General features: G+C 34.9%; 6 protein-coding genes. 5 read left to right on the top strand and 1 reads right to left on the bottom strand.

Going from position 1 to position 14,638, the window contains the following annotated elements; all coding sequences use genetic code 11:
- The first annotated feature begins 24 nt into the window (after positions 1 to 24).
- Positions 25 to 3,840, top strand: coding sequence for a T9SS type A sorting domain-containing protein (locus tag AC2DZ0_RS06175; RefSeq protein WP_484644386.1), 3,816 nt, complete (start codon positions 25 to 27; stop codon positions 3,838 to 3,840).
- A 198-nt stretch (positions 3,841 to 4,038) separates the two neighbouring features.
- Here the strand turns inward: AC2DZ0_RS06175 and AC2DZ0_RS06170 are convergent, their stop codons facing one another.
- Positions 4,039 to 4,857 carry a polysaccharide lyase family 7 protein gene (locus AC2DZ0_RS06170; RefSeq protein WP_484644384.1) on the bottom strand — a complete coding sequence of 273 codons (819 nt, stop codon included), beginning with the start codon at positions 4,855 to 4,857 and terminating at the stop codon, positions 4,039 to 4,041.
- A gap of 149 nt (positions 4,858 to 5,006) precedes the next feature.
- Here AC2DZ0_RS06170 and AC2DZ0_RS06165 point away from each other — a divergent pair, with 149 nt between their 5' ends.
- The 4 genes from AC2DZ0_RS06165 to AC2DZ0_RS06150 all read left to right on the top strand — a co-directional run bounded on the left by AC2DZ0_RS06165 (position 5,007) and on the right by AC2DZ0_RS06150 (position 14,540).
- Complete coding sequence (locus AC2DZ0_RS06165) at positions 5,007 to 8,477, top strand: glycosyl hydrolase (RefSeq protein ID WP_484644383.1); 3,471 nt, start codon at positions 5,007 to 5,009, stop codon at positions 8,475 to 8,477.
- 103 nt (positions 8,478 to 8,580) lie between these two features.
- Positions 8,581 to 10,743: a glycoside hydrolase family 3 N-terminal domain-containing protein gene (locus AC2DZ0_RS06160; RefSeq protein ID WP_484644382.1), complete on the top strand. Its 2,163-nt coding sequence runs from the start codon at positions 8,581 to 8,583 to the stop codon at positions 10,741 to 10,743.
- 113 nt (positions 10,744 to 10,856) lie between these two features.
- On the top strand, positions 10,857 to 12,773 hold the full coding sequence (locus tag AC2DZ0_RS06155; protein WP_484644380.1) for an ulvan lysase-like protein: 1,917 nt from the start codon (positions 10,857 to 10,859) through the stop codon (positions 12,771 to 12,773).
- A 207-nt stretch (positions 12,774 to 12,980) separates the two neighbouring features.
- Positions 12,981 to 14,540: a T9SS type A sorting domain-containing protein gene (locus tag AC2DZ0_RS06150; protein WP_484644379.1), complete on the top strand. Its 1,560-nt coding sequence runs from the start codon at positions 12,981 to 12,983 to the stop codon at positions 14,538 to 14,540.
- Positions 14,541 to 14,638 lie beyond the last annotated feature (98 nt).

Genomic DNA, 14,638 nt, shown 5'->3' with positions numbered 1-14,638 from the left:
CGATTTATTATAAAATCTTTAAAAATGATAAAAAAAGTACTCGTTGTTTTATTTTTTTGTGTTGTTTCAATTTCGTTGAAAGCTCAAATATTTAGTCAGGATTTTAGTTCTTCTACCTCAATATCAGATTATATAAGTACGGTACCAAATGATGGAGAGTTTAGTGCGATAAGCAGTGGTTCTCAAGTAGAGTCAAGTATTACAAATGGCGCATTAAGACTAGATAAAAAAGAAGTTGGCTCAGCTTATTTTTACAGAAATTTAAACCCACCTCTTTCATCAGACCCTACTTTTATTCAATTTAAATTTGATTTTGAAGTAACGAATAATGATCCAAATCATCCAGATGATCGTAGAGAAATACCTTTTTACTTTGGACCTAGTTTTGATAGTAGTGGTACTTCTATTTCTACCACGTATTGTAGGTTTGGTCTAGGAATAAGTGGAACAGATGGTAATTTCTTTTTGAAAGTGTTGGATAATGGAAGTACTCAATCAATAGATTTTTCAGGTAAACAAACGATTACTTTTATTGCGAATAACTCTTGTGACGAACAAACATACTCAGCTCCAGATGGAAATGTTGAATCTGTTGGGAATGATACTTGGGAAATTTGGGTAGGTACGGTTAAAGTTTTTAATGATGTGCCAGTAAAAAATCCAGATTTAACTTTGGGTGCTTTTAAATTACAAAACAATTCTTTTTTACCAATTGCAACGTTAGATTTTGATAATTTTGAATATAAAGATTTCTTGGTTGATTTTACGCCACCTCCTCCTTCACAATCTTTAACCCATCCTCATATTTGGGTATCAAATGCTGATAAGCAAGAAATATTAGATAACATAGCGAATTATAGTTGGGCGAATAGCATGTTTACTCAGTTACAAAATAGACAACAGAATCTTAAAGATACGCATGTTAGTAATCCAGAGTCCATACTAAATCAAATACCAGCAATACCTGGAGATAGAACAAATCATAGAGAGCGTCTTAATGCCGCTGCAGAAAGTTCTTTTTTGTATTATTTAACCGGCGACGAGGAATATGCACAAGTCGCATCGGATGTGCTACACCATTATGTAAAAATGATAAGTATTCAAGATCCATTAACCTTTGAGTTTTATGAACCGAATTTTAATCATTTAATTCCACCTAGAGAATTGTTTCCACGTGTTGCCATGATCTATGATTTTGTGCAACCTTTTTTGTCAAAATCAGGTACTACTGTTTATGATTTAGAAAGCACATCAAGAGTGTCTTTTAATTTTGAGACCTCACAAAAGGCTTTTGAGGTAATGGCTGATAATGTGATAAAGGTAGGAGGAAATAATTCCAATCATCCTGTTTTAGAATTACCAGGTGCACTTTACAGTGTGATGTGTATGGAAGATGATGCCGTTAGAGGTGTTTTCTATAATGAGTTACTCAATGGTCCAGCGAATTCAAAACAACCTGGTGTTAATTGGATGTTAGACAGGTTTAGTGAAGAAGACCGTTTATGGCCAGAATCAGCTGGCTATGCTAAGTTTACGCATGCGCTGTTTATTCAATTAATGAATATTATAGACGTTTACAGTCCAGAATTGACTATAGTTCAAAACAACAAAGACCTCTTAGAAAGTATTTTTATTTACGAGAACTTTTTATATCCGAATGGGGCAACAATGACTTACGGAGATATAGGAAGAAGTTTTACAGATCATGCATATATATTTAGAGCGGTTTTAAAAATTGCGGAAAGAAAAGGGTATACCGATCTGAAAAATAGAGCTGCCATCACTTTACAAAAAATTTATGATGCGGAAGAAGGATACAAACCTGTTATAGAAACGCAGCGTTTGGAATGGAATAATCCACTACAATTGTTATGGGGTGTTCATATTGACGATTCGGTAAGTAATGCTGGTGAACCTCAATACGAAACCATGAAGGCAAGTCATGCTGGAGTTGTAATGCAACGGAATTATGTAGAAACAAACAATGAACAATATGGTTTGATGTATTATACCGGTGGAGGTACGTATGTACACGCACATGCTACTGGTTTAGACTTTGAGATTTACGGTGCAGGGTATGTAATAGGTCCTGATTTTGGAGGAGCATCTAGTGGCTATGGAACTCCTCTTCATGAAGAATATGCTGTATCACACGCTGCACACAATACCATTATCGTAAATGGAGAAACCAAACGCGGAATAACTGGCTCTGGAACTTGGGAGAATATAGTAGATCCCATTGTTTTAGAGGCAAGTGAACCAAATACAAATGCAGATCCTATTGCAGAGAATTTTAGTTTCTCTTCTCAGTTTTTAGATGACAATATTAATAATGTTGATCAATTACGAACAAATAGCATCGTTAGAACAAGTGCAACTTCAGGATATTATGTTGATATATTTAGATCCGTGTCTAATGCCACGAATAATTATCATGATTATTTATTTCATGGACTAGGCGATGAAATGATAATTAGCAAGAATGGAACACCGTTAGATTTAATAAATACCCCAAATCGCTATCAAAACGATATTGGAGATAGTCGAAAGCAACCAGGTTGGAGATGGTATACCAATGCCAAAACATCGGAGTTATCAAATGAAGCGATGTCTGTTAAATTTGAATTGCAAACAACCAATGATTTTTTACATGTTCATGTGCCTGGAGGGGTAGAAAAAGAATACAGCTCTGCATTAGCGCCACCAACTCAAGAAGTTCGAAATGGTTATGACAATAAAGACACGCAAATGTTTATTATGCGTAAATATGGTGAAGCCTGGAATGAACCATTCGTAGCGATTTATGAACCATCAGACAAAGCGGAAAGTACTGTTCTGTCTACGAAGAAAATTTATAGTAATAATAGTGTAATAGGTGTAGAGGTAATTTCTCAAGTTGATGGTCAGGTTATTAGAGATGTTATTTTGACTAATACTGACAATAAAGGTTCACTTTATTTACCAGATTATGAAATAGTATTTAAGGGGAGATTTGCAATCGTACGGACAGAAATAGTAAATAACAAAACCAATGTTTCTCTTTACCTAGGTGAAGGGCAAGAATTAACTTTTATTGATAAAACTGTAACGGGTGATAATGACGAAAAAGCATATTTAGAATATGAGCTGGATTATGAATACGAAGTTCCAGCAGAAGCAATTACTTTTACCGTGGAGGAAATAGGAGAATCTTGTGTAGATAAGAAAAATGGAAAGATTCATATAAGTTCTAGTGAAAGTAGAAGTTTTACAGCAACTGTTGATGGGAAAGATTATGATTTTACAAATACGACAAGCATAGAAAACTTGGATGTGGGTACATATTCTTTATGCATTTCTATTGAAGATGACATTTTTGAACAATGTTATGAAGTTGAAATAGCTGAGGGAATGAGTTTGAGTGGTAAAATTCAAGTAGAAAATAATACGGCGGAAGTTACTATTGAATCTGGTATGGCTCCATTTGTAGTTTTTAAAAATGGAGAGCCCATTATTGAAACATATCAATCTAATTTCTCAGTAGCTGTAAATCATGGTGACGATATAGAGGTGCAAGGTAAATCAGCTTGTCAAGGGGAATTGGCAGAACATATTAATTTGCTTGAAAATATTAAAGCTTATCCGAATCCATCCAATGGAGTTTTTGAAATATTCATACCTGCAAATATTCTTTCGATACATGTTGAGGTATATAATGTACAATCTCAATTAGTTTCCTCTGAGACATATGACGTTCATGCAGGTGTTGTTAATTTAAATATTAATGAAAATCCCAATGGGGTTTACTTTGTAAAAGTGAATACAGAAGAACCAATTTTTCTTAAAGTTATAAAGAACTAATTTTCCATTCCTTCCAAAGAGTCAATATGTCCATAAAAAGGATTTTTAGAATTAGTCTTTGAAAAGGGATACTTGGAGTATTCATGTATATTGATGATTCAAAGTTCTTTATAAAATAATACTTTGCATATATAAAACCACTTTATGTGAATAAAGTGGTTTTATAAGGTGTGAAAATTAATGCTAAAACTAAAGAACTTAGTCTTTATATCTAAGTATTTCTGTACATGTATTTGTTAAATCCTTTTCTGCAGGGTAGTTGTAATAAATTCCCCATCTAAAATGATATTTTCGTGAGGCTTCAGAGCTTGTGTTTATGTAGTGAGTTTCTCCTGACCACTTTTTTGTGTTGTTAAAATATACTTCAATTTGTTTCCCATTAGAACGTATTTTAATTTTGAAACTTTTATTAATATAAGAAACATTGTCAGAGATATTCATATTGGTGTTGTTACCAGATGCAGCATTGGCAACAATACTACCGATATTAATTTTACCGTCTGATCTTATTTCTACTCGCATATGTGGTTTTCCACCAAAAAGTTGAGCAATGGTTATGCTTTGTGTGAATGTACCAGATATTTTCATGCGTGCTTCAAATGTATGCCAACCATCATTTCTGGTAAAAGTAATACCTTCTTCAGCTTCTACTCTTATGTATCCTGTTCTATCAGGACTCGATGCTGCTGTAACTTCATCGTCCTTAAAGAATTTGAAAATTTGAGTTGAGTTTTCTTGTTCTACATATCTCGGACTTGCATTGTTAAATTCACTAGAAGGTAATGATTTATCGTGCATATAGTGAAGTGTAAGTGGCCTAGGTATACCTAAAGAATTAGTCTCGTTTCTCGTTCGAGTATCTTGCGCAGGAGTTTCTTCTTCTTCTTCTTCAGGAATTTCTAATTCCAAAAGTGTATCAACTTTTTCGTTCTTTGATTCTTGACAAGAAAAGAGAATTATAATATTGAATAATACAAGTAGTAATGTCGTTTTGTAATTGAGTTTTACGCTTTTCATGATTCGTCGTTTTGTTCAAAGGTATTCTTTTGTTTTATGGAAACTATGTTGTTGTGTACTGAGGTAAATAAGTTGAATCGCATACCGTCAGTACACAGCAGAATACTTATGCATGATTAAAAATGTTAATTTATAGATTAATTTAAAAAATGGCTCGAAAGATGTATAGATTGATATGCTTTTTTATAATGTGCTTAATTGTGAGTTGTCAATCTGAAAACAAGGTGTTTAGAGATGATGAAAATCAAATTAGCTTTGTAGAATTATCACAAAAATTCAAATCACCTCCAACAGAATACCGTCCAGAAACTTGGTTTCATATAATGGGGAATAATATTTCTAAGGACGGACTTACTTTGGATTTGGAGGCCATAAAAAATGCAGGTCTCCAGGGAATTCATTTATTTAATAAGTCTGGTCGACCTTATCCTAATGTAGAGCAAATTAAAATATTATCTCCAGAGTGGGAAGATGCAGTTCGCCATGCTGCAGATGAGTGCAAAAGGTTGGGATTAAAATTTACTATGCAGAATTGCCCGGGTTGGTCTATGACCGGAGGTCCATGGGTGCCAGCAGAAGAAGCACAACGTGAAGTTGTAGAAACTGTTTATAGAGTCTATGGTGGCGAAAAAACAACAAAAAAACTTGAATTAGATTCCTTGTATTATTTGCCTGATTGTGATTATAAAGACATCCAGTTACTCGCGTTTCCAACTCCCGAAGGAGACGATGCTGAATTGTTGCATCCTCTGAGGATTGAAACGAATAATAATAAAGTTCCATGGAAGGAAATCTTCAATCCTAATTCAAAAATTATTGTTACGCGTAAGACAAGTCAATTAGACATGCCTTTGAAATCCTATAGAAGTAATGGGATTTCAAAAGTGAATAACCAAAATACTTGGGTCAAGACGAAATTCGAGAAACCTGAAACATTACGTACAATTAAATTTCCTCAATCACGTCATATGATTTTGGATACGCAATATCCGAAGATAGATGTCGCAATAAAAGTTGAGGCACTTGTGAATAATAAACTAGTTGAAGTTGCCACTTTACAACTTCCCGATGCGAATTGGAATGATAGAAGAAAACACCTCACCTTAACAATTCCAGAAACAACTTCCGATGAGTTTGTATTTACCTTTTTAGGAAATCATCATATCGCTCCAGAGTTGATTCGTTTAAGTTCGCAACCGAGACTTCATAACCATGAAGCCAAAGCAGCAAAAGTATTACGACGTTTAGAAAAAAATGTCACATATGCTTATGCTGAAAACACCATCATAAAATCAAAAAACATTGTCAATATTTCTAATAAAATGTCTGCTGATGGAACACTTACTTGGGATGTGCCAGAGGGAAATTGGACAGTTGTGCGTTTTGGGCATATCAATATGCGTCTTACCAATAAACCTGCTGTTCCTGAAGCTACAGGTTGGGAGTCTAGCAAGCTAGATAAAATTGCAATTGAAAATCATTTAAGAAATGGGATGATTGGTAATTTGATCAAAAATGGAGGTCCTATTGGTGACGGGAAATTGCATGGATTGTTAATAGATAGTTGGGAAAGTCATGTACCTACTTGGACAATAAATTCTGAAGATATGTTTACAGAGTTTGAGACAAGAAGAGGCTACAGTATGAAGAATTACCTGCCTGCTACTATAGGATATATTGTTGAAAGTGCTGAGGTAACGACCAAATTTTTAAGAGACTTACGCCAGACGATGGATGATGTTTTTATAGATAATTTCTTTAAGCATTTTGCAACTGTGGCTAATGACATGGGAGCAGAGGTATATACAGAAGGTGCAGGAGGGGAGGTTTTACCAATTGATCCGATGCGTTATTATGGAGTTAGTGATATTCCGATGACTGAATTTTGGTATCCGAAGGCACCATCTAATCAAAACGAATATGCCAAGCCAATTTATAATGCAGCCTCTGCTACACATTTATATAACAAGTCAAAATTAGCGGCAGAAGCGTGTACTCAAGTTGGTGTAAAATGGAATGAGCATCCTTTTTCAGTAAAAAGCTTAATTGATTATAACTTTACGAAAGGAGTGAATCATTTGGTATTTCATACGTTTTCACATACACCTCAAACAGATGTTATGCCGGGTTCAAGTTTTGGTGGGAACATTGGTTTTCCTTTAGTACGAGAACAAACTTGGTGGAAATACATGCCTTATTGGATGGATTATTTGACACGCAATCAATTTATGTTACAGCAGGGTGAATATGAGGCCGATGTTTTATGGTATTACGGTGATCACTTTGAAAGGCCGCCTTTTGATTTAGATCCTTTCCCTAAGGGATATCGTTTTGATTATTTAAACGCCGAAATTCTTTTAGAAAGGACCTCAGTAAAAAATAATAAGATACATATAGAAAACGGTGGAGATTACCGTGTTATTTTATTAAGAGATTCTCAAGAAATGCTCTTGTCAACTTTGAAAAAACTTGAAGAATTAGTTGTAAAAGGAGCTATAATCTTAGGAGACAAACCTACTGATTCACCTAGCTTAATGGATGATGAGCATGACCTGAAAGAATTAAGAATGATTGCTAATAAAATGTGGGGAAATGAGCAGGAAGGGTCTCGAATCTATGGTAAAGGTAAAGTATATTGGGGCAAACCTATTTCAGAAGTAATAACAAAAGAAGAACAAATCCCTGAAGATGTTATTGTACCTGAAAACCTAGAGTTAACATGGATACATCGGAAAACTAAAGATGCAGATATTTTTTTCATAGCTTCGAAAATGGAATCTCCGGTGAATGTTTCCTTAAGTTTTAGAGTCTCAAATAAAGTACCACAAATATGGAATGCTTTTACAGGAGAAATCAAGGAAGCTAAAATTTGGAAAAGTGATGGTAGGAGAACGAATGTGCCTATTTCATTTGATGAAAATGGAAGTGCAATAGTGGTTTTTTCTAACGGAACGCCAAAACCATATACAACAGATATCATCTTCAACGATGAAGTTATTTTGAGCAGTACACAAGGTTGGTTTACCACCGAAAAAATGAATACTATTCCTAAGATACACTGGAAAAATGACAAATTTATATCTTCTTTAGCAGGCTCTTATTCCTTCATCAAGGATAACGAAGTAAAAAACATTGAGTTAAAGTTAGAAAAGCAACAACTCTCAAGTAATTGGCAGGTGTTGTTTGAATCTGGTTGGGATACGCCAAAGTCAATAAAATTACCAAAATTAATGTCCTTGTCCGAATATAAAAATGAATCAATACGACATTTTTCAGGAACAATCTGCTATCAAAACACCTTTGAATTGAAAGATAAATCAGCTGCAGTGATTGTTGATTTGGGAGAGGTAGGTAATATTGCTGAGCTTTGGTGCAATGGTAAAAAAGTAGATGTGAAATGGGCACCTCCTTTTAGATTCGATCTGTCAAACGATGTGAATATTGGAGAAAATGCCCTAGAGGTTAAAGTTACGAATACTTGGAGGAATCAATTGATTTTTGATCGAACAAGACCTAAGGACAACAAAAAAACTTGGACAACCAACCCCCCGAAATCAAATGATAAAATTTTAGATAAATCAGGCTTAATTGGTCCTGTTTTTTTAGAAATTGTTCCATAGATAAGGGGCTTTTCTTTTTATATCACTTCACTCAGTATTGTACATAACAGCTATGAGAGGGACTTGTTTTAACTTAGTAAAAAAAACAAAAATTAGTCTACTAATGAAGGGTAAATGGTTGATAGCAGCTTTAATTGGAACAAGCATTTTTACAGCATGTAAAAGTAATGTTAATGATAACAGTTTAACAGCTGAAGATAATGTGGTGAATTCAAAAATATCCAAGTTGGTTGCTGAAATGACTTTGGATGAGAAAATAGCAGAATTAACGCAAGATGCTCCGGCAAACGAAAGATTACAAATTCCATTCATGAAATTTGGAGAAGGTTTACATGGACTTTGGTATGACGGTGTAACTGTATATCCTCAAGCGATTGCATGTGGCTCAACTTGGGAGCCAGCATTGATAAAAAAAATGGCATCTCAAACCGCAAGAGAAGCAAGAGTACTAAACATAACACATTGTTATTCACCAAATTTAGATGTGATTTCAGGTGATGCGAGATATGGTAGAGTAGAAGAATCTTATGGTGAAGATCCTTATTTGGTATCACGAATGGGAGTTGCTTTTATTCAAGGAATGCAAGGAATGGGAAGTCAGCGTTTAGATAAAAATCACGTATTGACAACCGCGAAGCATTTTGTCGGTTACCCAGAGAATCGAAGAGGTATTAACGGTGGATTTAGTGATATGTCTGAAAGAAGACTAAGAGAAATTTATTTGCCACCTTTTGAAGCTGCAATCAAAGAAGCCAATGTAGGATGTATTATGCCTGGTCATCAAGATTACAATGGAGTTCCTTGTCATATGAATACTTGGTTGTTGAAAGATGTTTTGAGAGACGAACTAGGTTTTGATGGTTTCTTAGTTTCAGATAACAATGATGTTGGAAGGTTGCAAACAATGCATTTTATTCCTGAAACGAGAACAGAAGCTGCCATTTTGGGTTTAAAAGCGGGTGTTGATATGGATTTGGTTTTAGGAAAACACTTGCCTTTGTATACTTACCATTCAACTATTTTAAAGGATACTCTTGAGAAAAATGAAGACTTGGTAGCTTATGTGGATCAGTCGGTTCATCGAATATTAAAAGCGAAACATGATTTAGGTTTGTTTGGTTCAACGCAAAACTCGGTAAAGAAGGATACCGTAGTAAGCACAAAAGAACATCAAGATTTTTCTTATGAAATGGCGAAGAAAGCGATAGTTTTATTAAAGAATGATAATGATTTGTTGCCTTTAGATATATCAAAACTAACATCATTGGCAGTTATCGGTCCTAATGCTCATGAGGCACGACCTAAAAAAGGTACGTACACATTGTTAGGAGGGTATTCAGGTCTGCCACCATATTATGTATCTGTTTTAGATGGATTAAAGAATAAAACAGCAGGTAAATTAAAAATAAATTATGCTCAAGGTTGTGCATTGAAAGACGACTCAAAAGAAGGTTTTAATGAAGCTATTGCTGCTGCAAAGAAATCTGATGCAGTGGTTTTGGTTGTCGGTGGTTCAAGAAGAACTGGGGGAGAAGGAGCTGATAGATCTGATTTAGATTTGATAGGGGTTCAAAATGATTTAGTAAAAGCTATTAAAGAAACGGGAAAACCGGTAATCGTTGTATTGATCAATGGAAGGCCATTATCAATTAATTATATAGCGGAAAATATTCCATCTGTTTTAGAAACTTGGTATTTAGGAATGCGTTCAGGTGACGCTATTGCTGATGCGATTTTTGGTGATGTGAACCCTGGAGGAAAGTTAACAGTTTCTTTCCCAAGATCTGTCGGACAATTACCTGTAACTTATTTAGAACGTCCTGATTTTATAGGGTCAGGTAAAGGTCTATACAACGATGCTATTAAAACACCTTTATATCCTTTTGGTTATGGATTGAGTTATACAGATTTCAACATAGGAAAGCCGGTATTAAAGGAACCTGAAATCGATGTAGATGCAACAACTACAGTTTCTGTTGAAGTTACGAATACGGGTGAAGTTGAAGGAGATGAAGTAATTCAAATGTATGTGAGAGATGATTACGCTTCTGTCGGACGCTATTTGAAAATGTTAAAAGGGTTCGAGCGTATTTCTCTAAAACCAGGGGAGACAAAAAAGGTGTCTTTTACATTAGGGTTTAATGAATTAAATGTGTTAAACCAAGAGCTACTTAAAGTAGTAGAACCAGGTACATTCACCATTTATATTGGAAATTCATCCAAAAATGAAGATCTACAGAAGATTCAGTTTCGGGTTAAGAAATAATGAAGCGACATTTAAAGTGTGCTATAGCCTTTTAATAGAGTAAATAATAGATTGAGTTAAAAACTAGTATCCCCTGAAGATAGGATACTAGTTTTTATTTAAAAAAGGATGATATGAATAGAAGAGAATTTTTACAAAGTACTGGAATGATAGGTGTAGGAATGCTACTTCCATTTTCAGATTTAATCATAGGATGTTCCAAGACTGAAAATCATTCGGTAGAATTTAAGAAATTAACCTCTGATTTATTGAAAGAATGGTGTGATGGAATGTTAAAACTTCAAATCAATGATCCATCAAATCTTGAATTACATGGTGCATTAGACTGTCCATCTTGTTCTCATATCCATGGAAGATGCATGGATGCTGTATATCCATTTTTATATATGGCAGATATATCAGGTGATGGAAAGTACCTAGAAGGTGCGAAATTAGTTATGACTTGGGCAGAAAATAATGTATCTCAAGAAAACGGAGCATGGACGGTTATTAAAAACCCGAAGTCTTGGAAAGGAATTACAGTTTTTGGAGCTATTGCTTTAGCTGAAGCTTTACACTATCATGGTCATGTTTTGGATAAGGAGACAAAAGAAAAATGGATGTTACGTCTTGAAAGAGCGGGGCAATATTTACATGATACTTTTACCATCGATTTTACGAATATCAATTATCCTGGTACTGCAGTTTACGGTCTTGATCTTATTGGAGATGTAGTAAGTAATGAAGATTTTAAAAACAAAAGTAAAAAGCTAGCTGTTGAGGTGAGAGAGTATTTTACCGAAAACGAAGGGTTGTTATATGGAGAATGCAAAAAAAGCTCTAGCAAATTAAGTGAAAAAGGTTTACACGGGGTAGATTTAGGGTATAATGTAGAAGAAACCTTGAATAGCTTAGTGATGTATGCGCTAAAGGCTAAAGATGAAGAGTTACTTCAAATTTTAGAAAAATCCTTAAACAGCCATTTAGAGTTTATGTTACCTGATGGTGGTTGGGACAATAGTTGGGGAAACCGAATGTATAAATGGACCTATTGGGGCAGTAGAACATGTGATGGAAGTCAACCAGCTTATGCGATGATGGCAGATGCAAATCCAGCCTTTGGAACAGCTGCGGTTAAAAATACTGAACTTTTACAGCGTTGCACCTCCGATGGTTTGATTCATGGTGGTCCTGGTTTTATTGAGGCAGGGATTCTGCCATGTGTACATCATACCTTCACACATGCCAAACCATTGACCGCATTATTGGATCATTGGAATCATTTACCAAAAATAAATGATGCTGCGAGTCTCCCGAGGATGGCTTCTGATGGAGTAAAGCATTTTAAAGATTTAGATGTGTATTTGTTTGCAAGAGGGGATTGGAGGGGAACCGTAAGTGCTTATGATGCTGAATATCACTATAAATACGATTTTCGTCAGGCATCTGGTGGTTCATTAGGTATTTTGTATCATAACAAAATAGGACTTCTTTGTACTGCAAGTATGGCTCAATACCATCTAGTAGAGAAAAATAACCAACAACCACAACCGGGTGAGGATATTTGCTTGACACCACGAATCGAGACATTTGTTGGAGATCAATGGTATACCAATTTGTATGACCTACCAGCGACTGTTACTGCTCAAGATGTTAATGGTATTATTGAATTAGAAGCCAAAACAAAGTTGAAAAACGTAAATCGAGAAGAAGTTATTGAAACAGCATCTCAATTCGATATTACTTATCGTTGTTCTGGAGATAAAACGAAAATATATATCAATACTGAAGAACATATTACAGTAGCTACTGCTTTTGTATTGCCCATCGTATCATCTTCAAAAGAAGCAGTAACTTTTGTCAATGAGAATCACATTACTATTCAAAAACCAGAAGGATTGGTAACTATTAAAGCTAATGCTCCGATAAAAATAAAAGTTACTGAAGGTAAAAGAACTTTTAATATGGTACCTGGTGTAGAAGCCTTACCATTGGAAGTTTATTTTCAAAAAGGGAGTAATGGATTAGAGCTTTCTATAATGGTTAGTTAGGTGTTTGTATTTGCTAATAGATTTGAGAAAATGAAGAATAAGTCTTGTGTTTTACTTGATATTGGTTATTCTTAAAAGAATTCAGTAAACAAATGTTAAAAGAATTCTTGTTTTATGTAATTAACATGTGTGCTCGGTAGAGTACAGAAGTGTGCTGAATTTTAGACAATCTAATTTTGCACTTATAGATTTTAAAATAAAAGAATTATGCAAAAAATTACCCTTAAAACACTACTACCTTTAAGTTTCATGTTTGGAAGTTTCATAGCAGGAGCTCAAGTGATCGCACCTGATGAAGATGGTACACCTTATGATACTTGTTATGATGAAGGTTATAATGAAAGCCGAACTTCCGATGATTTAGTAAATCCTGTAAATGTTGGAACAATTGATGATAGAAGTTGTTATGCCAACTATAAAGAAACAACTATTGATGATACAGTTTGGGGAATCTATAATATTACGGATGGATCAAATCATTTAGATGCTCCAAATACGCTACAGCCGAGAATTGAACGTTCATTGACGAGGTCTCAAGAGGTTGGTGTGGGAAGTTATGCTAGATTTACAGGAACGGTGCGTATTCTTGAAACAGGAAAAACGGATAGTTCAGGTAGTGATGGTACTTATATTATGCAGGCAAAAGGAAAACATACCGGAGGGGGTGGATCCGCAGATCCAGCAATTTGTTTATACTTAGCGAAACCGGTATATGGTGATGACGGTGAAGGGAATCAAGTGCAAGTGTCCTTTGATTTGTATCGAGAGCAGATTAACTACCGAGGAGGATCTGGTGGAGATGGAAGAGAGGTTGTCTTTTTGAAGAATATTCAAAAGAATGTAGAAACTGAGATTGTTTTAGAAGTTGGTTTTAGAGAAGACCCGAATGATGCTTCACAAAGAGTTCATTATGCTGATGCTGTGATTGGAGGTGAATCTTTTAATTGGGATATTCCTGAACCAGAAAAAGGAATTGAATCTGGTATACGATATGGAGCCTATAGAATTAAAGGAGGAAGAGCTCAAATTAGATGGGCAAATACTACTTATGAAAGAGTGGAAGTTGAGTATGTACCGAATCCAAACGACGGATATGTGAGATTGAGAAATGTTGCAACAGGTAAATTTTTAACAGATGCCGGTGTTGGATCTGAGCCCGTTACGATGAGTGATTCTGCTGAAGGAGAAGATAAATTTTGGGCTTTTGTAGATTCTGGAGATTATTCAAATATTGAAAGTCAATCTTTTGGGATTTTACGTTCACCAGGGGCAGGCTTTGCGGGAGGTGCTTATGTTGTAGTAAGCACATCTACAAGTTCACCTTCAGTTGATACTGATAAAACTTGGACTATTCATTATAATCAAGCGAATCATTACTATAGGTTTGAGTCAAGAAATAGTGGAAGATTCATGTATCATGAAGAAGATGGATCTGTTACACATATAATTGTATCAGATACTGATGATAGAAGTAATTGGGAAGCTATTCCAGATGGAGCCTTAAATGTTTCAGAAATACAATTGAATGAGCAAACTGTGAGTGTATACCCAAATCCGTCGAACGGAGAATTTACCATCTCTTTGAGCAAATTTGAAAATGTAAAAGTGCAAATTTATAATCTACAAGGGAGAGTTGTTTTTGAGAAATTAGATGTGAATTCTAGCATTCAAGTCAATACGAACTTGGAGCTAAATCCTGGCATGTACATTGTAAGGGTAGTATCCAATGGAAATCAAGTGATTCACAAAAAAATAATCATTAAGTAATATATTTACTACCAAGTATAAAGGCCAAAAGAGAAATCTTTTGGCTTTTTTTGTATTGAAAAGTTAGGGAGGTTATTAAATCTTAAAGTCGTTACAAT

The organism is Flavicella sp. IMCC45668 (assembly GCF_057219105.1).
Note: the sequence above shows the minus strand (reverse complement) of the source record. Positions and strands in the feature narration are given on the sequence as shown.